General features: G+C 43.2%; 19 protein-coding genes and 1 tRNA gene. 5 read left to right on the top strand and 15 right to left on the bottom strand.

Going from position 1 to position 25,961, the window contains the following annotated elements:
• Nucleotides 1-441: 441 nt before the first annotated feature.
• The 4 genes from ACMUMQ_RS11930 to ACMUMQ_RS11915 all read right to left on the bottom strand — a co-directional run bounded on the left by ACMUMQ_RS11930 (nucleotide 442) and on the right by ACMUMQ_RS11915 (nucleotide 4,393).
• Nucleotides 442-1,242 carry an ABC transporter permease gene (locus ACMUMQ_RS11930; RefSeq protein ID WP_414682210.1) on the bottom strand — a complete coding sequence of 267 codons (801 nt, stop codon included), beginning with the start codon at nucleotides 1,240-1,242 and terminating at the stop codon, nucleotides 442-444.
• Nucleotides 1,239-2,126, bottom strand: coding sequence for an ABC transporter permease (locus ACMUMQ_RS11925; protein WP_414682209.1), 888 nt, complete (start codon nucleotides 2,124-2,126; stop codon nucleotides 1,239-1,241). Before ACMUMQ_RS11925 ends, ACMUMQ_RS11930 begins: the two co-directional genes overlap by 4 nt.
• On the bottom strand, nucleotides 2,110-3,201 hold the full coding sequence (locus tag ACMUMQ_RS11920) for an ABC transporter ATP-binding protein (RefSeq protein WP_414682208.1): 1,092 nt from the start codon (nucleotides 3,199-3,201) through the stop codon (nucleotides 2,110-2,112). Before ACMUMQ_RS11920 ends, ACMUMQ_RS11925 begins: the two co-directional genes overlap by 17 nt.
• 79 nt (nucleotides 3,202-3,280) lie before the next feature.
• Complete coding sequence (locus tag ACMUMQ_RS11915) at nucleotides 3,281-4,393, bottom strand: extracellular solute-binding protein (protein WP_414682207.1); 1,113 nt, start codon at nucleotides 4,391-4,393, stop codon at nucleotides 3,281-3,283.
• A gap of 343 nt (nucleotides 4,394-4,736) precedes the next feature.
• Between ACMUMQ_RS11915 and ACMUMQ_RS11910 the strand changes: the two genes are divergently transcribed.
• Entirely contained in the window at nucleotides 4,737-6,710 is a 1,974-nt protein-coding gene (locus tag ACMUMQ_RS11910) for a methyl-accepting chemotaxis protein (RefSeq protein WP_414682206.1), read from the top strand.
• A 79-nt stretch (nucleotides 6,711-6,789) separates the two neighbouring features.
• Here ACMUMQ_RS11910 and serA read toward each other — a convergent pair whose 3' ends face one another.
• The 11 genes from serA to tkt form a co-directional block, all read right to left on the bottom strand.
• Nucleotides 6,790-8,019: a phosphoglycerate dehydrogenase gene (serA, locus tag ACMUMQ_RS11905; RefSeq protein ID WP_414682205.1), complete on the bottom strand. Its 1,230-nt coding sequence runs from the start codon at nucleotides 8,017-8,019 to the stop codon at nucleotides 6,790-6,792.
• A gap of 147 nt (nucleotides 8,020-8,166) precedes the next feature.
• Nucleotides 8,167-9,270 carry a tRNA (uridine(54)-C5)-methyltransferase TrmA gene (gene trmA / locus ACMUMQ_RS11900; protein WP_414682204.1) on the bottom strand — a complete coding sequence of 368 codons (1,104 nt, stop codon included), beginning with the start codon at nucleotides 9,268-9,270 and terminating at the stop codon, nucleotides 8,167-8,169.
• 111 nt (nucleotides 9,271-9,381) lie between these two features.
• On the bottom strand, nucleotides 9,382-10,386 hold the full coding sequence (locus ACMUMQ_RS11895) for a hypothetical protein (protein WP_414682203.1): 1,005 nt from the start codon (nucleotides 10,384-10,386) through the stop codon (nucleotides 9,382-9,384).
• A 3-nt stretch (nucleotides 10,387-10,389) separates the two neighbouring features.
• On the bottom strand, nucleotides 10,390-11,085 hold the full coding sequence (gene mtnN / locus ACMUMQ_RS11890) for a 5'-methylthioadenosine/S-adenosylhomocysteine nucleosidase (RefSeq protein ID WP_414682202.1): 696 nt from the start codon (nucleotides 11,083-11,085) through the stop codon (nucleotides 10,390-10,392).
• A 16-nt stretch (nucleotides 11,086-11,101) separates the two neighbouring features.
• Complete coding sequence (locus tag ACMUMQ_RS11885; RefSeq protein ID WP_414682201.1) at nucleotides 11,102-13,684, bottom strand: LuxQ periplasmic sensor domain-containing protein; 2,583 nt, start codon at nucleotides 13,682-13,684, stop codon at nucleotides 11,102-11,104.
• On the bottom strand, nucleotides 13,672-14,763 hold the full coding sequence (locus ACMUMQ_RS11880; protein WP_414682200.1) for a substrate-binding domain-containing protein: 1,092 nt from the start codon (nucleotides 14,761-14,763) through the stop codon (nucleotides 13,672-13,674). Before ACMUMQ_RS11880 ends, ACMUMQ_RS11885 begins: the two co-directional genes overlap by 13 nt.
• Nucleotides 14,764-14,951: 188 nt before the next feature.
• Nucleotides 14,952-15,036: transfer RNA gene (locus ACMUMQ_RS11875), tRNA-Leu, on the bottom strand.
• Nucleotides 15,037-15,158: 122 nt separating this feature from the next.
• The gene (gene fba, locus ACMUMQ_RS11870) at nucleotides 15,159-16,226 is read right to left on the bottom strand and encodes a class II fructose-bisphosphate aldolase (RefSeq protein WP_347983554.1); all 1,068 of its coding nucleotides are present in this window, start codon (nucleotides 16,224-16,226) and stop codon (nucleotides 15,159-15,161) included.
• Nucleotides 16,227-16,496: 270 nt separating this feature from the next.
• Complete coding sequence (locus ACMUMQ_RS11865) at nucleotides 16,497-17,660, bottom strand: phosphoglycerate kinase (protein ID WP_414682199.1); 1,164 nt, start codon at nucleotides 17,658-17,660, stop codon at nucleotides 16,497-16,499.
• Between the two features lie 45 nt (nucleotides 17,661-17,705).
• A complete protein-coding gene (locus tag ACMUMQ_RS11860) occupies nucleotides 17,706-18,725 on the bottom strand; it encodes a type I glyceraldehyde-3-phosphate dehydrogenase (protein ID WP_414682198.1) in 1,020 nt (339 codons plus the stop codon).
• 115 nt (nucleotides 18,726-18,840) lie between these two features.
• Nucleotides 18,841-20,841 (bottom strand): transketolase, encoded by a 2,001-nt coding sequence (gene tkt, locus ACMUMQ_RS11855; RefSeq protein ID WP_414682197.1) that lies wholly within the window; start codon nucleotides 20,839-20,841, stop codon nucleotides 18,841-18,843.
• Nucleotides 20,842-21,205: 364 nt separating this feature from the next.
• Here tkt and metK point away from each other — a divergent pair, with 364 nt between their 5' ends.
• The 4 genes from metK (at nucleotide 21,206) to gshB (ending at nucleotide 25,959) form a co-directional block, all read left to right on the top strand.
• A complete protein-coding gene (metK, locus tag ACMUMQ_RS11850) occupies nucleotides 21,206-22,369 on the top strand; it encodes a methionine adenosyltransferase (protein WP_414682196.1) in 1,164 nt (387 codons plus the stop codon).
• Nucleotides 22,370-22,459: 90 nt separating this feature from the next.
• Entirely contained in the window at nucleotides 22,460-23,191 is a 732-nt protein-coding gene (locus ACMUMQ_RS11845; RefSeq protein WP_414682195.1) for a 16S rRNA (uracil(1498)-N(3))-methyltransferase, read from the top strand.
• A gap of 113 nt (nucleotides 23,192-23,304) precedes the next feature.
• The gene (locus tag ACMUMQ_RS11840) at nucleotides 23,305-24,795 is read left to right on the top strand and encodes a TolC family outer membrane protein (RefSeq protein ID WP_414682194.1); all 1,491 of its coding nucleotides are present in this window, start codon (nucleotides 23,305-23,307) and stop codon (nucleotides 24,793-24,795) included.
• Nucleotides 24,796-25,011: 216 nt separating this feature from the next.
• Nucleotides 25,012-25,959, top strand: coding sequence for a glutathione synthase (gshB, locus tag ACMUMQ_RS11835; protein WP_414682193.1), 948 nt, complete (start codon nucleotides 25,012-25,014; stop codon nucleotides 25,957-25,959).
• Nucleotides 25,960-25,961 lie beyond the last annotated feature (2 nt).

Raw genomic sequence — 25,961 nt, 5'->3', positions numbered from 1 at the left:
TAAAAAGTTTGCTTACTCAAGTATCGAAACACTAACAATTTACTTATAAAGCGAATTGACGTGTTTGACGTCTCGTAAGACTTCAATTTTTTTGATCAACTTACTAACTAAAAGTTAGCAGCCGATCTTCTGAAGTCTCCAGCGAGCGCCCACACAAATTATCTGATTATCTATTTTAAAGAGCGTTGCCGTTACACTTAAGCTACTCAACCTCTTAAACTTAATTAAGATGCTAAGCCCTGTCCGTGTCAGCGAGGGCGTATATTAAGGATCTACAGATTTTGTGCAACCCTTTTCTGACAAAAAAGACGATTAATTTATCTTTCTGTCATATTTGTGTGTTTTCTCATCAATCGATCGTTTTTTTGATTATTTTTCGAACAAAAAAGCAAAAAAAAGCCCATTCCAGAAACAGGAATGGGCTTGGCTAACCTTGAGAATCTAGTTTTGATTTCCCGCCATTTCTCTACGTCGTTTCACTTCGTAGACAATGGCCAGCAAAACGGTCACTGAGATCATCACTAAACCCAAAGCATTCACCGCAGGTGTCAGTCCGGTTCGAACTTTAGATGCGATGTAAACCGTTAAAGTTGTGTCATAGCCTTTTACGAACAAGGTTGTGTTGTAGTTTTCGAAGGACTGTAAGAACGCGATACCCGCAGCGGAAATAATTGCCGGTTTTAAATAAGGTAAAAGAATGCGTCTAAACGTCTGCCACTGGGTCGCCCCTAAGCTCAACGCCGCATTCTCTAGTGTTCTATCAAAGCGCTGCAGTCTAGCCAGTACCATCAGCATTACATAGGCGGCAATAAAGGTCGTTTGCGCAACAACCGTCAAGAACACCCCGCCACTCACTGATAAGCTTTTCCAGAAGATTAGTGTGGAGATACCCACGATTACTCCTGGAGTTAGCAAGGGCGACATCATCAAGGTGTATAGGAAGGTTTTGCCACGCCCCTGGTAAGTTGAAAGCAATAATGCACAACAGATACCAATGGGCACAGCCACCAGCAAAACGCCTAATGCGACAATGCCACTGGTCCATAGCGCCTGCCACATAGCACCGTCTTGAGCCAATGCCTCAAACCACTTAAGTGTGGCGCCTTTCCAAGGAGAGACAGTAGGAAAGCGGCTATCATTAAAGGTCGCAACCCCCATGATAATAAGTGGCGTAAAAAGATATAGGAAAAAGATACCGATATAGAAGCGCACCCCGATACGCATAATGGTTTCTGACTTCATTTGGCGATATCTCCTAATCCAACTTTAAAGACCCGCATAACAAAAGCAATGAAACCAATACACATAACAAGCAACAAGAAGGCATAAGCCGCCCCTTGGTTCCAATTACCGCCTTCAAAGAACCAGTTATAGATAATTTGTGTAAACCAACGACTACCCGGTGAGCCTAGCAAAGCTGGTACGGCGTAACTCCCTGCCGCCAACATAAAGGTCATAATGCAGCCCGTTGCAATACCCGGTTTCGCATGAGGAATAATGACTCGATAATGAGTGCGCATCCAGCCAGCACCAAGGTTACGTGCCGCTTTCACTTGGTTGGTATCTAAACTTTCAATGGCGTTATAAATAGGAAACACCATAAAGAGAATATAGGCGTACACCATGCCTAACATCACGCCGCCATCGCCGGACAAAAAACGTATTGGTCGATTAATCAATCCCAAGCTGAGCAACAACGCATTCAAAGGCCCTTTATACGCAAGAATGATATACCAAGAGAAGGTTCTTAAAATCTCATTAATCCAAAAGGGAATAATAAGTAAGAGTAGACACAAGGCCGCTTGGCGTGGAGTAGCCACTTTCGCCAAGTAAAAGGCAATTGGATAACTAACAACTAGCGTTAGCACAGTCACTAGCACGCTCGACCAAATGGTCTTAAAGAAAATCGCCAAATGGATTTGGTTGTTAAATAAGGTGTCGTAGTTGACCAGTGAGTAAGTATCTTTTGGCCCACCAATCTCAGCCGGTAGTAGGTTTGGCCGAAAGGAGTAATCAATCATCAATAGCTGCGGCAGTATTACCAAGCCAATCAGCCAAATCGCAATCATGCCGATAATGCCAACCGCCAAGCCACTTCCAAAGCGAGCTTTAAGCTGTTTGAACATCGTCACCTCCTCCAATCACTACGGCATCTGCTTGATGGTAAGACAGCTTGATCTGCGCGCCCTTTTGTAAAGCATCCGTGTACTGGTGAGCAGCCAGTTGAATAGATAGGGTTTTATGACTGGCGGTATTCGCATTAAGAGTTAGATAAGCGCCTTCGAAATTGATCTCTTCTATGGTCGCCTGCAAAGCATGCATACCTTCCTCGGCCTCAAGTCGGAAATGCTCTGGGCGAACAAACAAAGTCGCCTCGTCACCCACTTTCAATTCACCTTGGGCGCGACCTGACAATATGCCTAGTCCAGCGCAGTCAATCACGGCATAGCCTTCGTTAATTTCAGTCACTTTACCTGCGATACTGTTGTTCTCTCCAACAAACGACGCAACAAAAGCGGTTTGCGGGTCACGATACAAGGTAATTGGGTCGGCGACTTGTTGAATACGCCCTGCTGACATAACGGCAACTCGATCAGACATGGTCAAAGCTTCACCCTGATCATGGGTAATATAGATAAAGGTGATGCCCGTTTTACGTTGAATCTCTTTTAGCTCTGTCCGCATATGTTGGCGTAGCTTTAAATCGAGGGCTGAAAGAGGCTCATCAAGTAATAACACTTGTGGCTCAACCGCTAAAGCTCGAGCAATGGCGATACGCTGTTTCTGCCCGCCAGACAATTCTGAGACTCGTTTTGTCCCGCTGCCTTCTAAAGCAACCAACTCCAATAAACGATCTGATGTCTTTTTACGCTCAGCTTTCGGCACGCCACGGACTTCAAGGCCAAACTCGATGTTTTCGGCCACTGTCATCAAAGGAAATAACGCAAGGTTTTGAAAAATCATGGAAGTGGGACGTTTGTTGGCAGGAACACCTTTCATGGATTGACCACCAATTTTCACATCACCTTTGGTTGGATCTAGAAAACCACTGATCATATTTAGAATGGTCGTTTTGCCACAGCCGGATGGACCCAGAAAACTAAAGAACTCGCCCGACTGAATCTGTAAGTCGGTAGATTGAATCGCGGTAAAGTCACCAAACTGCATGACGACATTATTCAAATGAACACTGCTATCCATGAGACTCCTCGAAAATTAATAAATAAGAATAAAAAAGCCCCTCGCAGAGACAAGGTCTGCGAGGGGCTTTTGAAACAAGTTAAGCAGACAAGAAACGGTCTTGGTACTCGTTACGAAGTGCCACGTACCATGGTTCCTGAATTGGCCACCACCAAAGGTTCGCCAAGTCTTGCTCAGAATAAGAGTCTTGGAAGAATTGTTTTGTTTCAGCAGGCAACAAAGCGTCAGCACCTTTCGATGTAGAGTTATAACCTGTTGATTTAACAAACATCGCGCCCGCTTCTGGCGTGTAATACCAGTTAATGAATTCATAAACGGAATCCACATTGTTGGCGTTCTTCGGAATCACAAAGCCTTCCATCCAAGCCAACGCACCTTCTTTTGGTGCACCGTAAGCGATAGGTTCACCTTCAGTCTTCAGCTTAAAGGCTGTGCTATCCCAAGTTTGGCCGATTACCGCACCATTGGTTCTAAACGCACCTTGTGCTTCGTTTTCAGTTGACCAGAACTGAGCGATAGACGCTTTGTTCTCTGCCGCTACTTTTAGAATCACATCAAAGTTAGCGCGCATGGCTTTTTCATTTTTGTAAGAATCCAACAATGGATAAGGCAGTTTGCCTGCTTTTTCTAACCACAAACCGATACCAACCAAAGATGAATGGCCGCGTACAGTAACGCCACCAGCATTTTCAGGTAACCACAAATCGCCGTAGCTTAAATTCTTAGGGTCAACTTTTGCGTATTCAGTGTTGTAAGCAATCGCCTCTGTTCCCCAGTCAGCTGGAGCAAAGTAACGCTTGCCGTTCACAATCCCACCAACATCCGAGCCAGCCAGTGCACTTTCTAAACAACCATCCCAGTTAACTCTTTTTACGTCTAAAGGCTGAACCAAGTCGTAGTCAACATAACCAGGAACACGGTCAACAGTTGGCATAATGATGTCAAAGCCGGTGCCATCTGTAGCACGCAGCGAGTTCATTAGCTCATCATTGGTTCCGTAAGGCGTAAAGGTTGCGTTAATACCTGTTTTTGCTTTGAAATCAGACAACATTTCATCCGTGATATAACCCGCCCACGCATAGATTCGTAGCTCTTTATTCGCTGCGATTGCACGGTTGATTGAAAACGGAGTTGCTGCAACAGCACCAGCTGCAGTGGCACCTTTTACAAATTGACGACGAGAAAGAGTCATTCTTGAGCTCCTGTATTTTTAAATGGTTGTGTTGCGTTAAGAAAGTAGCACTTAAATCTAATTGCTTTTAAAACACATTTTTTATTAAACATGCTTTTAATAAAAAACCAATCTAATACAAAATAATGACCAATTCGTGACAGGGACAGCTTTTTTTCACAGAAATGACATATTTGCGCTCAAGATGTCGCTTTTAATCAGATTGATGTCGTAAATAATACAAAGTCGAAAATATCGTACTTTGTGGAAGATATCGCCAAACGCTTCACTGAAATATTTTTGTCACATATTCCAGTTATGGTGGCACGCAACGTAACTTTATGTAATTAAGGCGTGCTTTAAATTGAAAATATCCCAAGTAACTCGAACCACAACGGCCAGCTATTTTGTCATTGCTAGTCTATTAATCGCTTTATTGTTATGGAGTCTTCTCCAATTTCGTAATGCATTCGAGCAAAATGATGCCTATAACAAAGTATGGGGGCATTCTGCGATCGAGCTAAACGAGATTATTGAGAATTACTTATCGACAGGTGAAGCATCAAAGTTGCAGGGAGCAGAAGACTTTATACAAAATACGATTATCCCATCTTTAGACAATATACCGAGCTCAGTGCAAGCTCCCATTCTCGCGCAGCTTAAACGAATTGAAGCGAGTCTAAAGTCAGACGTGCGCGCGGCTGGGAAATTATCCGGCAACCCATATGCGTTAATTGAGAACAATGAGCTACAAATGCGCCTGTCTCTTGATGTGTTTGCAGATAAAACACAGGAATTCATTGACGCAAAAAACCTACAAGACGCAGCCATTTATCTGGCGAGCCAAGCACACCTTTATGGTGGCTTAGCTCATATGAGACAAGCAAAAGACGATTATTTAAAACAAAAGAATGACGTCAACTATCAGCGCTTGATCGATTCCATTGCGAGTTTTCAAGATCATGTTCAAGAACTTAACTCGCTTCCTATACTGGTTTTGCAAGAACAGCAAAGCAACAACGACGTTGACGATTTATCCGCCTTAATGGGTTGGACAAGTGACGAAGAGGAAACAGAAATTGTTGACCCTTTAGAAGACACCAAAAGCGAGCTTCACACTTGGTCTGGCCGATATTTAAAAGACATTGAATCCAGCCTATCGAACATTGAAAGTGCTTTAAACGCACAACAAAGTATTCGTCAATTAATCATTGAACTAAAAAACATCATCAACAACGGCTCTCATACTATTCAAGACAATGCCGAACAAACACAACAGCAGACACTTATCGCTTTCTCTGCTTTTGTGATTTTAATGTTATTGGTAACAACCTTAGTTCACCAATTCCAAAGCCGTGTTGTGGTTGGCAGTGCGAGAGACCTTTACTCTGCAGTGAAGAACTTGGTTGAACATCAAGACACGAGCGCCATTCAACTAAGTAAACAAAACAATGAATTAACGGATGTGGCTCGCTACCTAAATCTCTACCTTGAGAAAATGGCACAGCAGCGCCAACAGAAAGACACTGAACTTGCCAACATTTCGGCATCACTCAACGAAATGCTCGATGCTTTTGGCGAAGTTCATGCTTTGAATATGGCTTCAAGCAAGGAAATCGATAACACATTAACCTTGTCTAATCAGGTTGAAACCATCGCCAACAAAGCCGAAGTAAGAGCACAAGAAGTGGCCACTTATGCTGCCGATACAAATGCCGCAATGACACACAGTGTCGATCAAGCCGCTTCGCTCGCCGTTGCCAATCAAACCACTGTAGACAGGCTCAATAGCAGCAAAAGAACACTGGTTGATTTGGAATCTTCCGTATCAAGCGCCTCTTCCATTGTAGGAAGCATCAGAGACATTTCAGAGCAAACCAACTTACTCGCTCTGAATGCTGCAATCGAGGCAGCACGAGCTGGCGAGCATGGTCGAGGATTCGCCGTTGTTGCCTCCGAAGTAAGAACACTGTCTAGCAGTACTCAAGAATCATTAGAAAAGATTACCGAGATTTTCTCTCTGCTTACTCGCGCCACCAGCAAGCTGAAGGAAAACATCAACCTAATGGAAAGCGCCTCAACGGAACAAATTAGTCTCACACAAGCACTAGGGCAATCCGCACAAGAAGTTCTTGAAAAGTCGGAACAATCCACTCATTTGGCGAAAAAAGCCACAGGCTATGCTGCTGAGCAAAAATTAGGAATGAATAGCTTAAACAGCGCAGTGGTTAAAATAAGAGAGCAAGCCAATGAATCCGAAGAATTCCTGGCTAGAATGGCAAGCAACATCAAAACTAAGATCCAAGACATCACGACAACTCTCGGCATTAGTCGCTAGTTTTGCATGAGATTCTAGACATAAAAAAATCCAGCCGATTTGGCTGGATTTTTTATTTGATAAACCCGAAATTTGAAAATTAGAACAAAAGTCTGGCTTTAATAGTGCCATCGACTTCTTTCATTTTCTCAAGGGCAAGCTCACCCGTTTCTGCATCCACGTCCATTACCATGTAGCCTAGTTTCTCCGTTGTACGAAGGTATTGGCCAGTGATGTTAATGTTGTATTCAGAAAAGATTCCATTGATCTTAGAAAGTACACCTGGACGGTTTTCATGAATATGCAAAATACGATGATTATCGGACTGAGCAGGCAACGCCACTTCAGGGAAGTTAACCGCTGCAATGGTTGTCCCAACGTCAGAGAACTTAATCAGCTTCTCAGCCACTTCAACACCGATATTTTCCTGTGCTTCCATTGTACTACCGCCAATGTGTGGCGTAAGAATCACATTGTCTAATCCGCGCAAAGGAGAAACGAACTCTTCATCATTACCTTTTGGCTCAACAGGGAATACGTCTACTGCTGCGCCACCTAGATCGCCCGCTTTAATGGCATTTGCAACAGCGTCCAAATCTGCAACTGTGCCGCGTGAAGCATTAATGAAGATAGAGCCTTTCTTCATTTGTGACACTTCTTTTTCGCCAATCATCAGTTTTGTAGAGTTCGTTTCAGGAACATGCAAACTAATAATATCACTGGTAGAAAGAAGCTCTTTCAAGCTTTTAATTTGGCGAGCGTTACCCAGTGGCAATTTAGTCACGATGTCGTAAAAGCACACTTCCATGCCCAAAGACTCAGCCAAAACACTCAACTGCGTTCCTATACTACCGTAACCAATGATGCCCAAACGCTTACCACGAGTTTCATAAGAACCCACTGCAGACTTAATCCAGCCACCGCGATGACATGCAGCGTTTTTAGCAGGAATACCACGAAGCAATAAAATCAACTGACCAAGAACAAGCTCAGCCACACTACGTGTGTTCGAGAAAGGTGCATTGAAGACGACAATGCCTTTTGCACTTGCCGCGTCTAAATCAACTTGGTTAGTACCAATACAGAAACATCCAATACCAACTAACTTGTTAGCGTGCTCTAGTACTTTTGCTGTTAGCTGAGTACGAGATCGAATGCCGATAAAATGCGCTTCCGAGATTTTCTCGATTAGCTCATCTTCTGCTAAGGCTGTTTTATGGTACTCAATATTAGTGTAACCAGCGTCATTCAATGCATCTAATGCAGATTGATGAACACCTTCTAATAGCAAGATTTTGATTTTATTTTTGTCTAGTGAGTTATTACTCATGGCTCGTTCGACTTCTCTATGGTTGTGGGGGGAAATTTTGCGCTTATCTTAACACAGAATAATTTGTAACCTAATGTCGATTCTCTCATTAAAACGAGAACAAGATTCATAGCAAGCTTTAGCCATAAAACTTGCTACTTCACTCCTTTAAAGCTGCACTTTTCGTTGCAAGTACACGCCCGTTTCCACGTGATGCGTATAAGGAAACTGATCAAACATGGCATATCGAACCACTTCATGTGTGCTGGATAGCGCCTCTAAATTGGACTTTAGTGTTTCTGGATTACAGGAAATATAAAGAATGGCATCAATCTTTCTCACCAATTCCACTGTTGCATCATCTAAACCCGCTCGCGGTGGATCAACAAGAACAACGGAAGGAGACAATTCGCTGACACCAGCCTGAACCAAGGTTTTTGGTAACTCGACATCACCATTCAAAGCGGCAGAGACATCTTCACTGGCCATTTTCACAACTTGGATATTCTGCATGCCGTTTATGGCTATATTAAGCTGTGCTGAATTAACAGACACTTTTGAAATTTCTGTCGCAACCACTCGGTCAAAACGTCGAGCCAAAGGAATTGAAAAATTACCATTGCCACAATACATTTCTAATAAATCACCAGAAGCATTTTCGGTGACATCCAGCGCCCATTCCAACATCTTTTCACTGATACCTGCATTCGGCTGAGTAAAGCTGTTCTCGACTTGTTGATAATGAAATTTCTGACCATGAACCGTCAATGTTTCCATCACAAAGTCGCGAGTCAGAATCTGCTTCTTTTTACGGCTTCGGCCGATAAAATGGCAAGCAGGAAACGCAGCGTCCAAACCTTGGGCGGCAAGATTCCATTCTTCATCAATTGGCTTATGGTAAAGCAAGCTGATTAACGCTTCGCCTGTTGTAGTCGTTAAAAAATCTACCTGAAAAAGCTTATGACGCAATACTGGAACATCTCGAACCGCATCAATCAGTTTTGGCATTAAATCATTAATAAGAGAAGACGCCGCGAGGAATTGGTCAGTACGAATTGGTGTGCGAGGATCCGCAGAATCAAACATGGCGTAATATAGATCATCACCTTCATGCCAGATACGGAACTCAGCTCGCATACGGTAATGGGACGGTTGACTCGCATACACTTCCATTTCCGGCAAGGATAAGTCCGCCATTAACTCGGCCAATGCAACCTGTTTATCTTGCAGCTGCTGTTCATATAATTCTGGTTGGATTTGATCCGGTCTCATGGCTCATTCTCTTAAATAAGTACTAAGGTTCTTAAAACGCGGCATTATACGAGTTCCCTCCACACAAATCTAATGACTTCCCGGTATACGAGAAAAGAGGATCGAACCGTATTAGTTCAAATATTCTGGTCCAAGCAGAATCGCAAGAGATAAAGTCAATGAAAACACGCCTTCATAATCGTCTTCCTCTTCATGGGTAAACTGCGGCTTTACCTGACCAATTAACCAGTCCTTGTATAAAAAGCGTTCGTATTGGAGATTATATAGAAAGGAGTCAGATGAAAGCTGACGTTCACCAGATTGCAGAAAGCTCAGCTGATAATTAAGTCGATTACGGTCGTTAATCATATGATGAAAGAAAAGGTTTTCTCGTGCATAGAAAAGCCCTTCCTTATCCAACCACACCAAACTAAAGTCAGTACCATAATTCACCGACGCCGTCTGTTTATAATCCACGCCTAATACATAGCGAGCACCAACACCTTGAGAATAGTAAGCGAATGCTTCCTGTTTTTGCCACCAACGAAGCCGAGTATTATCTGTTCCTTGCTTGAACCGCAGGCGCACAAAAGGGTCAAGTGGAAAGTCCAGCAAGATACCTGCGTCAAAATCTGCCCCTAAATCAGAGCGTACAAACCTAACCGCCGCCGAAAGACTGGAGTCTAATGCTGAACTAAGCACGCTATTTTGCTCTGACGCTTCATTCCTCACATTTTCCGGTGTCAATGAATCACCGTTAGATTCAATAACCAGATGAAGTCGATCTTTTGTATTCGGTAATTCCCACTGAGCATGCAGATCAAAAAATCCGGTTGTTGATTCCTCTTCCAAAATCGGACCAAAACGTATCTGAACCTGACTTTCGGAAGAGGACAAACTTGGCCTTCCGGATAAAAATGCATCCATGTTGTTTGACCAACTGCCGATTGTCCTTGATACAGTACTATGGGTTGTTTGCCACCAAGGCAGATCTTTTATTTCGTCTTCAGCAGAAGAATCACTCTGTATCTCAGTTTGCTCTAGAGGCACAGCCTCTAAAGCATCTTCAGACCAAGCAGGACTGGATAAAAAAACGGTCATCCATGCCAATAAAATGCATTCCTTGCAAGGCAGCATCAATTAATTGCCTTTTAACATTTCTTGAATCATCAAAGAGGAGTTTTCCGCTGCCACTTTTAGGTACTCTTCAAAGCTTTTTGATGACTCTTTGCCAGCGATATCCGATAACGAACGCACAACAACAAAAGGCACTTCAAATTTATGGCAAACCTGAGCTACGGCTGCGGCTTCCATTTCAACGGCAACCAATGATGGAAAGGTCTCTCGTACTTTTTCAACTCTCACAGGGTCGTTCATAAAACTGTCCCCTGTTCCAATCAGACCTACTTTAGCTTGTACATCAGTTACCGCTGAAAATGCCTTTTGGGCTTGGCTAATCAAAGAGGCATCAGCCCCATAGGTTTCTGGCATATTTGGCACCTGACCCATTGCGTAACCAAACGCAGTAACATCGACATCATGATGAACAACCTGATCTGAAATGACCACGTCGCCTACTTGCAGCTCTGGATCATAACCACCAGCAGAACCAATATTGATGACGTACTCTGGCTTAAACTGAGACAACAATAATGTTGTAGACACCGCCGCGTTTACCTTACCGATACCAGACTTTAATAGAACAACATCTTTTCCTTCAAAGTGCCCAATAAAAAAGTCACAACCAGCAATGCTCTCTTCACGAACATCTGTCATCCATTCTTTAATGACAGCCACTTCTTCATCCATGGCACCAATTAATCCAATTACACTCATTCTTTACTCCTAATGTTTAGACTTCCTGAGTCACGTACTCAGTAAATCGTCGTATCTGCTCACCTGAGTAAGGCTGCTTCATTTCAAAAATAGCCACATTATCCGGCATTTCGTCCCACCTTTGTACTGAAAAGAAGCGCACATCAGGAAACGAGGTTTGAATCGCTTGCAACAACAAGCCTGGCTGAGGCTCTAGTAGCACTAGAGACGCCTGAGGATGATAAGAAAGCATAGCCGAGTAATTCGATAAATCGGCTAACCACTGCACACCTAAATCATAGGTCTCCAGTTCGGCATGCCAGATCGCTTTACTCACTCGACTGCCACCAACAATGACCCAAGAGTTCGTTTGATTGTTAGAGAGAATCGGCATAATGCCTTCAAGCTGACTTGCTCCCAATAGCGCCTTATGTAGAACATAGTCCGAAGGGCATCCCACTAAACTAAAAACATCCGGATCTACACATTTGGGGAAAATACTATTGAGCCAAATAATCGGTAGCTTATCTCTTTGGTATTTGAGCTTGAGCGCCTCAGTCATATTCCTTTGCGAATCCATATCTTGATCACAACTGATGAGAACAACATCGAACTTAGTGACTTCGCTGGCTTGAGTAAAGAAGCTGTCCGTGGAAGCATATTTCTCAACAGAAACACCGAATTTAGCCAATGACTCCTGAACCATACTGACATTGGGATAATCATTCACGACCCAAGCAACACACAATTTATTCGATAAGGCCGTCAAGTCATCCGCTGTTTCTATCTCTTCCAGCCTGAAATTCAGTTGTAATGCATTGTGACGTAAGACTTTCTTCTCTCCTTCCAAGGAGTCTAATAGCGCTTTAATCATCCAGAAAAACAATGGTCGAGACGCCATGTCATGCATGACAACTAACTCAAAATCAGAACCTCGGCTTTTAATGCTTAAACGTCGCTCCTCCATATCATTCGACATCACCATCATAAATAGAACACGCATTAAGCTTCTTAAGTAGGTGTTCACTGCCACCACTTGAACACCAACCTCTAATGGACAGTCTAACAACATCCTATTGGCTTCAATTCCCATCACCTTAACAACATGAGCACTTTCTTGGGCAAGAAGCTCACCAAACGGCAAGTAAGTAACTTCTTCATCCACATTGCCAATCTCGTCCAAAACAGACGTCAGCAAAGCAATCCAGCCCCTGAGCTGTGCGGCAGTTATGTGTTGTGGCAACCTAGATAGGTAAGTTAATTCGCTCAGCATCGCCTCTGTATTCACTCTTTTTTCGGCGGCAACAGAAAGCGGTTGCAGCTGTTCTAGCTGCCAGATCAAGCTAATTTCTTTCGTCATATCTCGACCAATTAATAACAGCCCTTGATAGCCACTTTCATTGACAAAAGAGTGAGCTTGCCATTTATAAATACGCCTTTGGTCCTCAGAAGTAATGTCAAACTTCACACCTACTTCGCCCTTTAATGCTGCTTGAATATTTTGGTGACAAGAAATCGGCATAAAATCAAAAATAGTCCGAGCTTTCGTCGCGTCAGGGAACAACTCTCTGGCTTCCGCATTAATCGCTTCTATTTCTGTCACTTCATTACAAAAAATAATGGCGCAATGCACCGATTCCGTAAGAAGCTGGAAACGTTGCTCTTTCGACTCAATAAAGGTTTTATCTGCTTCGGCTCTTTGTTGTAATGGAAGTAGCTCCTTGTAGGGCAACAAATACTTATTGCTCCGATAAGCCATCTGCTCAATAGGCACAAAAACATACCGTCTAATTTGGTACATAAGTAAGAAATAGAACACCAGCATCACAAAGCCAACGCCTAGAACAAAAGGCAGCACTTTCATAACAAGACCTGACAATGCTCTGGTTTTCTGACCCACTTCTAGTTCAAGATCGGCCTGAACAGAAGACATCAAAGGCCAACTGGAAAACAAAACCTTTCCTGTTCCCTCAAGGTCCATTTTGTTTTCTTCTAATAAAACTTGTGTTGTCCCGCCTGATTTATCGGAGATACGAACCGCAGCCACTTGATCGCTACTCAGCAGCGCACTTGCAAAGGTGACATTTTCCTTTAATGAAATAAAACCATACAAAAAGCCTATATTTCTTTGCTCATCAGAAACGATTTTTTTCTTATACATCAAGAAGACCAGATTATCTTCTGTGGTAACCGTCACCCATTTATTGATCAGCCCTTTTTGAAGCAAAGGGCGAAATTGCGCTTGGGTAAATAAACGCGCTCGTGGATCCATCGTATGCTGACCGTGACTCCATTCAATATAAAAGAAGTCCAACTCACCAAAAAACAACGCATCATGATGGCTAAACAAAAGGTCTAACTCTCGTCCTGATGTGTAATTATTCAAAGAAAGGTCTTGAGTAATTAGCCGCATTTCATCTTCAGCGCGATCTAGGTAATTATTAAAAGCTTGCTCTACAGATTTATGCCTTGAGACAAAATTATTTTCCAAGAAAGACTGATGCAGAACCACAACTAAATAAAAAACAATCAGACACATACAAGCAAAGATCACAGACAATAAAGCGAAAGCTTTACTCTGCAAGCGATGTCGTAAACTAATCGGAACTACTTCTGCCATAACATCACCGAATATGGGTAAGCTTGACTCACCATCAAGCGTAAACTGTCAAAATCTAATTCTGAAGGAGCCAAGGTTGAACGAGCGACATAAAGGTTCGGCATATTTTTTCCTTCAAGATCCAATTTGATTGCCTCTGCGAGCGCAACAGATAGGTAATCTTTCATAAACAATACACTGGCTTTTATTCTCGGATTAGCAAGTCCTCTCACACCCTCTTGAGTCAGCCCCCAACCATTAGTTTGCACTCTTTGATTGTCCGTTTCTTTGAAAGCCGCAAGTACGCCTTCAGAAATATGAGCAGAGCAACTAAAGATAAAATCGACCTCAGTCTCTGCCAATAAAGCTTTCGTTGATTCAGCCGCTTGCTCTTGTGAATCCTGAACAACATCAATCGTATGAACAGTGCGACCAAGTTGGGTGATTTCATCCAAGAAAGCATCGCAGCGCATGTGACCAAGATAATTATCCGGCAATACTAACGCCGACATTTTTGCCTGTTTTGGAAGTTGGCGGTCTAAATAACTCGCTAGTTGCTTTGACGCTTGTCTTTGATCAAACCCAATATACATGAGCGGAGGTCGATCCACCCAATGCGTCAAAGGTGTTGAAAAATCGTACAGAAGCACTTTAGTTTTGTTTCCATATAAAAAGCGCTCCAAGAAACGCCGTTGCACCATCCCTAATTTTGTCATCACAATATAATCTGGCGCGCTCTTCTCAATTTTCATATAAGAGCTGACATCACCATCATCCTCTAAATTAGAGACATAAATATCTAATCGATAATCGATATTTAACTCTCGCATCCTTTGCTTAAAAGACAGCAACAAAGCTTCATTCGCCAAAGTGTCCGCTTCACCAAATAGTAGCACCGCAATACTGATGGGCTTATTTTGAGTTCTTAAAATGGAAACCGGAGGAGAATGAACAATAGAAGTAAAAAGCTCGATCAACGGACCTTGTCTAGGCATCAACCGCTGGAAGACATCATCGCTCATTAAATCACGCGTCATATTCGAGGCTTGAACAGAAAATGCAGAGAAAATAAATAAAACCAAAAACCACAGTCTTCGCATGAATCAATCCGATGAAGGCACATAAAGGTGTCATTCTAACCAAATTAGCGAAATTTCGTGAGGACGTGAATAACTAATTAAAAACAAATGCAAAAAAACACTCGTTTAAAGCGAATCCTGAGACTTAAAAAGCGTAGAGACAAATTACAGACAAAAAAAAGCTGACATAAAGTCAGCTTTTTTAAATATGGTGCGGAAGGAGAGACTCGAACTCTCACGCCGTGAAGCACTGGAACCTAAATCCAGCGTGTCTACCAATTCCACCACTCCCGCAAGGAATGGCGAGCATTATAGGTAAATGAATTTTCTGGTCAATAGTTTTTTTAACTTATTTATCAAAAAACTTAAAAAATATTGCCTTTCACCTTTGCTCGCACAATAACTAAACAATTTGCTTAGAAAATACGTCCGTTATTGTATTCACCACGTTCGTAGCGAACCGCCATTTCTTCTAGATCAAACGTATGAATGCGAGAAGCCTGACCAGCAGAACCAAACGCTTCGTAACGATCAATACAAACAGCCTTCATTGCACGAATACTTTCTGTTAAATACTTACGAGGGTCAAAGTTCCCTTTGTGCTCAGCCAAACTACGACGAATCGCGCCAGTTGCTGCCAAACGTAAGTCTGTATCGATATTCACTTTACGAACACCGTAACGAATGGCTTTCACGATTTCTTCAATCGGTACACCGTATGTTTCAGGAATGTCGCCACCAAACTCGTTGATAATAGACAACCAATCCTGAGGAACAGAAGAAGAGCCATGCAATACAATGTGCGTATTTGGAAGAAGCTCAACAATTTGGCTGATACGTTCAATATCAAGAATGTCGCCAGTCGGTGGACGTGTAAACTTATAAGCACCGTGACTTGTACCGATCGCAACCGCAAGCGCATCAATGCCAGTTGCATTAACGAAATCTACGGCTTCTTGAGGATCCGTTAACATTTGATCGTGCGACAAAATACCTTCTGCGCCAACGCCATCTTCTTCGCCCGCTTGACCAGTTTCCAATGAACCAAGGCAACCCAACTCACCTTCAACTGACACACCACATGCGTGAGCAAACTCAACAGTACGACGAGTAACATCAACATTGTATTCATAGCTTGCTGGGGTTTTACCATCTGCTTCTAACGAGCCGTCCATCATGACAGACGAAAAGCCAAGCTGAATCGAACGCTGACAGATAGCAGGAGAGGTTCCATGATCCTGATGCATTACCACAGGAATGTGTGGGTAGTCTTCAATAGCAGCAGCAATCAAGTGACGTAAAAAGTGTGAGCCGGCATATTTACGAGCACCAGCCGATGCTTGCATGATAACAGGTGAATTCACTTCATGGGCGGCTTCCATAATGGCCTTAACCTGTTCCATGTTATTCACATTAAAAGCTGGCAGACCGTAGCTGTGCTCAGCAGCATGATCCAGCAGTTGACGCATACTAATTAAAGGCATACAAGGTTTCCTCTGACTATTTGTCTTATATTGTATTTATAACAGGCGACGTTAGGGTGTTGGCTAACAGTTCATCCTGTTGCATGATCCGCTTCACAGCAGTCACGTGGCTTACGCCTTATTTCCATTCGATCTTAGCGCCGAATATGTCACTCTCTAGTTTTCATAATAGCTGGCCTTGTTTGCTTTTTTGGAGCAACAAACAAGGCCAGTAATTGGGCTTTTCGCCCTTATAATATATTTAGAATGCTATTTTTGCATTTTGTAATACTAATTTTGCGCGCGTGACTCCAACATCGCAACAGCTGGAAGCACTTTTCCTTCAACAAACTCTAAAAAAGCACCGCCGCCCGTCGAAATATAAGAAATCTTATCCGCTAAACCGTACTTATCAATCGCTGCCAAGGTATCACCGCCACCAGCAACCGAAAACGCATCGCTATCTGCAATGGCTTGAGCGACGACTTCTGTACCTTTAGAGAAGTTATCAAACTCAAATACGCCACATGGGCCATTCCATAAAATGGTTTTCGCATTTTTCAAGATATCTGCCATAACTTGAGCAGAATCCGGACCTAAATCCATGATTTCTTCGTTGTCTTCAACTTGGTCTACAGGCTTAACAGTCGCAACCGCTGTTTCTGAGAATTCCGTACCAACACGAACGTCAGTCACTGCAGGAATATCCAGATCCGCCATTAGCTTTTGAGCCTGAGGAATAAGGTCTTTTTCGTACAAAGACATACCAACATTGTTACCGCGAGCAGCAACGAAAGTATTAGAAATGCCGCCGCCTACAATTAATTGATCGCAAACTTTAGACAGAGATTCTAAAACCGTTAACTTTGTTGATACTTTAGAACCACCAACTACCGCCACCAAAGGACGAGCTGGGTTATCAAGCGCTTTACCCAATGCATCAAGCTCTGCCGCTAATAAAGGGCCAGCACAAGCAATAGGTGCAAACTTCGCTACGCCATGAGTGGAAGCGTGCGCGCGGTGTGCGGTACCAAATGCATCCATCACAAACACATCACATAATGCCGCCATTTTCTTAGACAAGGCTTCATCGTCTTTCTTTTCACCTAAGTTGAAACGTACGTTTTCAACTAAAACCAGCTGGCCAGCTTCAACTTCTACGCCATCCAACCAGTCTTTAACGAGAGGAACTTCTTGTCCTAGCAAATCAGATAAATACGCTGCTACAGGCTGAAGGGAGAATTCTTCCTCGTACTGACCTTCTGTCGGGCGACCAAGGTGTGACATAACCATCACTTTAGCGCCTGCTTCTAATGCCAGCTTAATAGTTGGTAATGCCGCACGAATACGCGCATCACTCATTACTTTGCCATCTTTGACTGGCACGTTTAAATCTTCACGAATCAATACGCGCTTGTTCGTCAAATCCACATCTTTCATATTCATTACAGTCATGTACGATGTCCTCGTCATTTAATTTTTTATATTGTAATACAAATACTAGTCTTTAATCACATTTGCCCAGTATTTTGCTACATCCAGCATTCGATTAGCGTAACCCCATTCATTATCAAACCAACACAGCAACTTAACCATACGCTTATCAATGACTTGGGTCTGTGTGCTATCAATGATCACAGAACGTGGATCATGATTAAAATCAACAGAAGCATGTGCTTCTTTAGAAAAACCCATTAATTCAGCGTATTTACCATTAGAAGCTTGTTCTAATTGTTGGTTTATTTGCTCCACCGTGACATCTCGATCCGTACGTAACACAAGATCAATCACGGAGACATTTAACGTCGGCACACGCACCGCATTACACCCCATTTTCCCGTCTAGTTCCGGCATCATTCGGGTAATGCCTTTCGCCAAACCGGTATCAACGGGGATAATCGAACTCAACGCGGCACGGGTTAAACGTAAGTCTTTCGTGTGATAACCATCAATCACAGGCTGATCATTCATTGCAGAGTGAATCGTTTGAGTTGTGCCATGCACGACACCTGCAAACTGCTTAATAACATCTAATACTGGAATCAGGCAATTGGTTGTGCAGGACGCGGCAGAGACAATTCCGTGGCTGGCCTGTATATCTTCATGGTTAAAGCCATACACAATCGTTGCATCCACGTCTGATGCCGCAGGTTGGGAAAGCAAAATTCTTGGTGCGCCAGCGTTTAGATAAGCTTGTGCACCTTCTCTGTCCGAGAAGCTTCCAGAGCATTCAAACACCATATCAAGGTCAAGAGACGACCATTCTAATTCTTCAGGTTGAGCACAAGAAAAGCAGGCGATTTCATCATCACCAATTAGAAGCGTATTGCCTTTTGTCGATACAGGTTGAGGAAAGCGGCCATGTGTTGTGTCATAGCGCGTAAGATAACTGATTGTCTCAATATCAGACAATTCGTTGATTGCCACCACCTGAATGTGGTCGCGGTAGCCGTTTTCATAAAGTGCTCTTAAGACCGAGCGCCCTATTCGACCATAACCATTAATAGCGACTCGCAACATATTCTCACTACTTCATCGCAATAAAAACCGATAAAAAATACCGTTTTTCATCTTATAAAAAAGGAAAAAGAGGCGTACAAAATACCGCCTCCTTTTCTTATTAGCCATTCAATATTTAAACGGCTAGGATTTTTTCCGCTGTCTCAACAACATTATCAACCGTAAAGCCGAAGTGTTTTAGCAAATCACCGCCAGGGGCAGATTCACCAAAGGTTGTCATAGCGACCATAGCGCCATTAAAGCCAACATACTTGTACCAGTAATCTGCGTGAGCCGCTTCAATAGCAACACGTTTCGTTACAGCACTTGGTAAAACAGACTCTTTGTACGCAGCATCCTGAGCATCAAACACATTCGTTGACGGCATAGATACCACACGCACTTTTTTGCCTTTCTCTGTTAAAGCTTCTGCAGACGCAACGGCCAAACCAACTTCCGAGCCAGTTGCCAACAGAATAAGATCTGGCGTGCCAGCGCAATCTTTCAAGACATAAGCGCCTTTTGCCACATTCGCTAATTGCTCAGCAGTACGCGCTTGCGCAGGTAAACCTTGGCGAGAGAAAACCAATGACGTAGGACCGTCACGACGCTCGATAGCCGCCTTCCAAGCCACAGCTGTTTCTGCCGCATCACATGGGCGCCACACAGACATATTTGGCGTCATACGCAAGTTAGCAAGCTGTTCAATAGGCTGGTGAGTTGGGCCATCTTCACCTTGACCAATCGAGTCATGGGTATAAACGAAGATGTTTTGAATGCCCATCAATGCCGACATACGAACCGCATTACGCGCATATTCCATAAACATCATGAAAGTCGCGCCGTAATTAATGAAACCGCCGTGCAAAGACACGCCATTCATAATACCGCTCATACCAAATTCACGCACACCGTAGTAAACATAGTTACCAGCCGCGTCATCTTGGATACCTTTAGAGCCAGACCATAACGTCAAGTTAGAGCCCGCAAGGTCAGCAGAGCCACCCAGTAATTCAGGTAAGATAGCACCAAAAGCACCAATCGCATTTTGTGACGCTTTACGGCTGGCAATGTTTTCACCTTTGTCTTGGCTTTCTTGAATGAAAGCTTGTGCTTTCGCTTCAAAGTCAGCTGGCAATTCACCCTTGATCACGCGACGCTCAAATTCGGCCGCCAATTCTGGGTAAGCCGCTTTGTACGACTCGAACTTCGCTGCCCATTCATCTTCACGAACAGAGCCCGCTTCTTTAGCATCCCAACCAGCGTAAACATCAGCCGGGATTTCGAAAGGTGCATGTGGCCACTCAAGGAATTCACGAGCTGCTGCAATTTCAGCGTCACCCAATGGCGCACCGTGACAATCATGGCTACCAGATTTGTTTGGTGAACCAAAACCAATCACGGTTTTGCAGCAAATCAGAGTAGGTTTGCTGGTTTCCGCTTTAGCCGCTTCAATTGCTGCTTTAATCGCAACAGGATCATGACCGTCCACATCCGCAATTACATGCCAACCATAAGATTCAAAACGCTTAGGTGTATCGTCAGTAAACCAGCCTTCAACATGACCATCGATAGAAATACCATTGTCATCCCAAAACGCGACCAATTTACCAAGTCCCAAAGTACCTGCTAATGAACAAGCTTCATGGGAAATACCTTCCATCAAACAACCATCACCAAGGAAACAATAGGTGTTGTGATCAACAACCTCATGGCCTTCACGGTTAAATTGAGCCGCTAATGTTTTCTCAGCGATCGCCATACCAACCGCATTACTGATACCCGCACCTAAAGGACCCGTTGTTGTTTCAACGCCGTCTGTATAACCATATTCTGGGTGACCAGGTGTTTTAGAATGCAATTGACGAAATTGCTGCAATTCTTCGATAGGTAGTTTGTAGCCAGACAAATGCAATAGAGAATAAATAAGCATGGAGCCATGGCCGTTTGACAATATAAAGCGGTCACGATCAACCCATTTTGAGTTATTTGGGTTGTGCTTTAAAAAATCATTCCATAACACTTCAGCGATATCGGCCATACCCATTGGCGCACCTGGGTGACCTGAATTGGCTTTTTGCACTGCATCCATACTTAATGCGCGTATGGCGTTAGCAAGTTGTTTACGAGACGGCATGGTTCTTCCACTCCTGATAGCTTAACGAACAATAGAAAAAACATTCTCTACAGAATAGGGCCACCATGCAATGCTGGCACCACCGTTATGCCCAAACAATGGGCAAAGAAAATGAAATGACATAAAAACCGCACCATCGTAACAAAAAAACAACCTTTTGACTCACTAAAATCTAACGAATGGGTTGATATTTAAACAACTCTAGTCCATCATTCGCGGCTTAACAGCGTCGATTTGTCTCGGCTTGCGGGCGCTATATAAACTCAGCTAAACAGATACGTAAGAACCTGTTTAGCATTTTTATGCAAAACAGGTTTTTTTATGCCTGTTTAGCAGCCAACTCAGCTAAAGAGGAAGACTCATAATGTCAGAATATTCTTTATTTACTTCTGAATCCGTTTCAGAAGGTCATCCAGACAAAATTGCAGACCAAGTCTCTGACGCCATTCTTGATGCCATTCTTGCAGAAGACAAAGAAGCACGCGTTGCCTGCGAAACTCTCGTAAAAACAGGCATGGTATTGGTTGCAGGTGAAGTTCGTACAAATGCGTGGGTCGATATCGAAGAAATCGCTCGTGGTGTAATTCGTGAAATCGGCTACAACAGTTCAGACATGGGATTCGATTGGGAATCTTGCGCTGTAATGAACGCCATCGGCAAACAATCTGCTGACATCGCAGTGGGTGTTGACGAAGCCAGCGAAAAAGAACTCGGCGCTGGCGACCAAGGCTTAATGTTTGGCTTTGCAACCAACGAAACTGACGTATTAATGCCTGCACCTATCACTTACGCTCACCGTCTTGTGCAACGCCAAGCAGAAGTGCGTAAAAACGGCACGCTTGATTTCCTTCGTCCGGATGCCAAAAGCCAAGTCACTTTCCGCTATGATGAAAATGGTAAGCCATGTGCCGTTGATGCTGTGGTTCTATCCACTCAACACAGTGCATCAGTAAAACAAGCCGATCTACGCGAAGCCGTGATGGAAGAAATCATCAAGCCTGTTCTACCAGCTGAGTGGTTATCAAAAGAAACCAAATACTTCATCAACCCAACAGGTCAATTCATCATTGGTGGCCCTGTAGGTGACTGTGGTTTAACAGGTCGTAAAATCATCGTAGATACATACGGTGGTATGGCTCGTCACGGTGGTGGTGCTTTCTCTGGTAAAGATCCATCAAAGGTTGACCGTTCTGCAGCTTACGCTGGTCGCTATGTAGCCAAAAACATCGTTGCGGCGGGTTTAGCAGACAAATGTGAAATCCAAATTTCTTACGCGATCGGTGTGGCTGAGCCAACCTCTATCAGTATCAATACGTTTGGCACAGGCAAAGTAAGCGACGCCGTCATTTCGCAATTGGTACGTGAGCATTTCGAATTGCGACCAGCAGGCCTAATTGAAATGTTGGATCTCAAACGTCCAATTTATTTACCAACCGCGGCATACGGTCACTTTGGCCGTGAAGGTGAGAACTTTACTTGGGAAAAAACAGACAAAGCCGACGCTTTACGCAAAGCCGCTGGTTTATAAGTTTTCTTTTTTCCGTTATAAAGCCCTCTGTGACGTTAGAGCGTCGCAGAGGGCTTTTTTATTTCTATCTTTTCAAACTTAGGACAAGGCATGCGTATTCCACGAATTTTTATTGATACAGACCTCAACGAGAATACTAAGATCAATTTACCTGATTCGACCTTTCAGCATGTTTGCAAAGTCCTTCGCCTCAAATCAGATCATCCAGTTCGTGTCTTTAATGGCAAAGGTGGTCAATATCATGCCACTTTATGCGACGTAGAAAAACGTTCAGCTAGCCTATCCATTTCTCATTTCGAGCCACTGCACAACGAATCCCCTATTCAAGTCACCATAGGTCAAACTCTCTCTCGTGGTGAGCGCATGGATTATGCTATTCAAAAATCAGTAGAAGCTGGTGTTTATGCAATCCAACCTTTATTCAGTGAAAGATGCGAAGTAAAACTACAAGACAACCGAGCAGAAAAGCGCCAACTACATTGGCAACAAGTAGCCATTAGTGCGGCAGAACAATGTGGTAGAGGTGTGGTCCCTATTGTCTATCCCCCTATAAATCTTGCAGATTGGCTAGACAATTGTAACGAAATGTTAATGCTCACTTTGCATCACCACAGTGCAAAACCGATAAATCAGTTCCAATATCCAGAAAATAAACAGGTCTGTTTACTTATTGGGCCAGAAGGCGGGCTGACTGAAAACGAGGTTCAACTGTCTGAAAATAAAGGATTTAAAGCTATTACTTTAGGGCCAAGAGTTTTGAGAACAGAAACTGCACCAATTGTTGCATTAAGTGTAATAAACACACTTTGGGGCGATATTTAAGGTAATCTAGATAAAATATAAAAAAGCTGCTGACTCACATAACTACAACATATTCATGGTTTAAATGATTTTAAAATCTAAGCAGATACATTCATTAAAGGAACGATGATTTTATGTTTTACCGACTTGCTCTGATTTCAACTAGCTACTTAAGCATGGCTTTACTGTCTTTGTCAGCCCATGCTATTACGCTTGAAGAAGCAACTTACATTGCCATAGAAAATAGCCCTGAAGTCAGACAAGCTATTGCACAATATCGTGAGCTGAAAGAAGACGCAGAAGTGGCTCGCCGCACAGGCTACTACCCAAGCGTGGATCTTTCTGCGGGCATCGGCCATGAAACAACTTATGAAGAAAATGCGGACGATATTGACTTAACTCGACGCGAGTTAACACTGGCATTAAATCAGCCTCTTTTTAGTGGTTTTTCCACTCGCAACGAAGTAAAACGACTCACCAGTGAAGCCGAAGCTGACCGTTGGAACGCTCTTATTTCTGTTGAAAACACAGCGTTAGAAGTGGCTCAAGTTTTTGCAGATGTCTTACGCTACCGCGAACTTCTTGCTCTTGCCGACCTGAACTTAAAAGCTCATCAGCGCATATATGAGCAAATTAAATTAAAAAGCGACACAGGCATTGGTCGTCAATCTGACTTTAGCCAAATCTCCGCACGTCTTTCGAAAGCGCATGCTAATAATTTAGCAGCAATTAACAACCTTAAAGACGCTGAAAGTAACTATAAAAGCATCGTTGGAGAACTGCCTCCTGAAGAGATGATTTACCCAGTTCCAGATCGTGCACTATTACCACAAGACCTTGACTCTGCGATCAGCGAAGCGCTTAAGAAAAACCCAGCAATTGAAGGCGCTTACTGGGACGTTCTTGCAACAGAAAGCCTGCAAGCCATAACTGATGCCGAAAAATATCCAACCGTTAACTTCGTTTTAGAACGGACTTGGGACAACAATATAGACGGTGACGAAGGCCCTAGTGAAGACTTACTTGCCATGGTTCGACTTAATTATAATCTTTACAGCGGAGGTTCGTCCAAACGCAAACAAGAAGCGGCCGTACAACAAAACATCCAAGCGACAGAGATTCGCCGCAACACAATTCGTGACACAGAGTTAACCGTTCGGTTGGCTTGGGCTGCTTATGAAGCAACCACAGAACAGAAAGAACACATTCGACAATATGTTATTTCTACTAAAGAATCGCAAGTCGCTTATGAAAAGCAATTTCGTTTAGGTCGCCGCTCATTGTTAGACGTTTTAGACAGTGAAAATGAACTATTTGAAGCGCGCCAAGATTATGTAAATGTCGACTACGATGAACTATTTTCTGAGTTTCGCTTATTCAATGCCAAAGGTGAGTTAATGAGAGCTCTTCGTATCTACCGTCCATCATTACTTGGATTTAATGATGAATTTGATGAGAAAGGCTCTCTCACTGTAAAAAGCAGTGTGGTTGAAGAACTAGCTGAAATTCAAGATGAGCCTAATGTTGCTTCGCCTGTCACAACTGACACAGCACCGAAAACAGACCAAGAAAGCTTAGAAAGCGAACTCTTCCTTGAAGCGGATGAAAACAGCGGTAGCTGGTAAATTTTATTAGAGCTTGTTTGTTAGTACCAAAGAGCTAGATGAGAGAAAACCATTTCTCATCTAGTTTTTTTATGTCTCCACACACCACCTATAAAAACAACTATCTGTAAAACAGTGGTGTTTTTTCTTCTCAGCGTCCCCATATTTCTATAGCATCAATACTTATTAATATATTTTCAAAGTACGAAGATATTACTTCGTTTTAGGAATCACCCTATGACTATCAAACTCGGCATTGTTATGGATCCTATTTCATCCATAAACTACAAAAAAGACACCTCACTCGCCATGCTTTGGGCCGCTGCTGAAAAAGGCTGGCAGCTCATTTATATGGAGCAAAAGGATTTATTTATAGAAGAGGGAAAAGCCTTCGCGATGACTCGCCCTCTCAATGTCTACAAAGATCCATCGCACTTTTATGACTTAGGCGAAGAAACAAAAATGCCGCTTGGCGACCTTGATGTCATTTTAATGCGCAAAGATCCGCCGTTCGACAGTGAATTTGTCTACAGCACCATGATCCTTGAACAAGGAGAAAGAGATGGCGCACTGGTTGTGAATGATCCAAAAAGCCTTCGAGACTGCAACGAGAAGCTCTTTGCGACTCAGTTCCCTCAATGCTGTCCACCAGTCTTAGTGACGCGTCGTGCAGACTTACTAAAGTCCTTTCATAAAGAACACGGCGATGTGATTTTTAAACCTTTAGATGGCATGGGTGGAACTGCTATTTTTCGCCTCAAACCAGACGATTCTAACGTCAGTGTGATTATCGAAACCCTAACCAACATGGGTGCAGAACAAATCATGGCGCAGAAATTTATCCCTGAGATAAAGCAAGGCGATAAACGCATCTTAATCGTCAATGGTGAGCCAGTTCCTTTCGCGTTGGCACGCATTCCTGCTTCAGGGGAAACTCGTGGTAACTTGGCTGCGGGTGGGCGAGGTGAAGGCCGACCACTGAGCGACAGAGACCGTTGGATTTGCGAACAAGTTATTCCATCTTTAAAAGAGAAAGGACTGATGTTTGTTGGCTTAGACGTTATTGGTGATTACCTTACTGAAATAAATGTCACTAGCCCTACTTGTGTTAGAGAGCTGAATGATCAATTCGGTTTAGACATCGCCATGACATTAATTGAGGCAATCGAAGCACGCCTTCAGTAATA

Origin of the sequence: Marinomonas algae, assembly GCF_047525555.1 — a bacterium.
Taxonomy (GTDB): Bacteria; Pseudomonadota; Gammaproteobacteria; order Pseudomonadales; family Marinomonadaceae; genus Marinomonas.
Note: the sequence above shows the minus strand (reverse complement) of the source record. Positions and strands in the feature narration are given on the sequence as shown.

Excerpts from the sequence above, each read along its gene's own strand:
- ACMUMQ_RS11930 (WP_414682210.1), bottom strand. The coding sequence starts at position 1,242 with ATGAAGTCAGAAACCATTATGCGTATCGGGGTGCGCTTCTATATCGGT.
- ACMUMQ_RS11925 (WP_414682209.1), bottom strand. The coding sequence starts at position 2,126 with ATGTTCAAACAGCTTAAAGCTCGCTTTGGAAGTGGCTTGGCGGTTGGC.
- ACMUMQ_RS11920 (WP_414682208.1), bottom strand. The coding sequence starts at position 3,201 with ATGGATAGCAGTGTTCATTTGAATAATGTCGTCATGCAGTTTGGTGAC.
- ACMUMQ_RS11915 (WP_414682207.1), bottom strand. The coding sequence starts at position 4,393 with ATGACTCTTTCTCGTCGTCAATTTGTAAAAGGTGCCACTGCAGCTGGT.
- serA (WP_414682205.1), bottom strand. The coding sequence starts at position 8,019 with ATGAGTAATAACTCACTAGACAAAAATAAAATCAAAATCTTGCTATTA.
- trmA (WP_414682204.1), bottom strand. The coding sequence starts at position 9,270 with ATGAGACCGGATCAAATCCAACCAGAATTATATGAACAGCAGCTGCAA.
- ACMUMQ_RS11895 (WP_414682203.1), bottom strand. The coding sequence starts at position 10,386 with ATGCTGCCTTGCAAGGAATGCATTTTATTGGCATGGATGACCGTTTTT.
- mtnN (WP_414682202.1), bottom strand. The coding sequence starts at position 11,085 with ATGAGTGTAATTGGATTAATTGGTGCCATGGATGAAGAAGTGGCTGTC.
- ACMUMQ_RS11885 (WP_414682201.1), bottom strand. The coding sequence starts at position 13,684 with ATGGCAGAAGTAGTTCCGATTAGTTTACGACATCGCTTGCAGAGTAAA.
- ACMUMQ_RS11880 (WP_414682200.1), bottom strand. The coding sequence starts at position 14,763 with ATGCGAAGACTGTGGTTTTTGGTTTTATTTATTTTCTCTGCATTTTCT.
- fba (WP_347983554.1), bottom strand. The coding sequence starts at position 16,226 with ATGCCTTTAATTAGTATGCGTCAACTGCTGGATCATGCTGCTGAGCAC.
- ACMUMQ_RS11865 (WP_414682199.1), bottom strand. The coding sequence starts at position 17,660 with ATGACTGTAATGAATATGAAAGATGTGGATTTGACGAACAAGCGCGTA.
- ACMUMQ_RS11860 (WP_414682198.1), bottom strand. The coding sequence starts at position 18,725 with ATGTTGCGAGTCGCTATTAATGGTTATGGTCGAATAGGGCGCTCGGTC.
- tkt (WP_414682197.1), bottom strand. The coding sequence starts at position 20,841 with ATGCCGTCTCGTAAACAACTTGCTAACGCCATACGCGCATTAAGTATG.
- metK (WP_414682196.1), top strand. The coding sequence starts at position 21,206 with ATGTCAGAATATTCTTTATTTACTTCTGAATCCGTTTCAGAAGGTCAT.
- ACMUMQ_RS11845 (WP_414682195.1), top strand. The coding sequence starts at position 22,460 with ATGCGTATTCCACGAATTTTTATTGATACAGACCTCAACGAGAATACT.
- ACMUMQ_RS11840 (WP_414682194.1), top strand. The coding sequence starts at position 23,305 with ATGTTTTACCGACTTGCTCTGATTTCAACTAGCTACTTAAGCATGGCT.
- gshB (WP_414682193.1), top strand. The coding sequence starts at position 25,012 with ATGACTATCAAACTCGGCATTGTTATGGATCCTATTTCATCCATAAAC.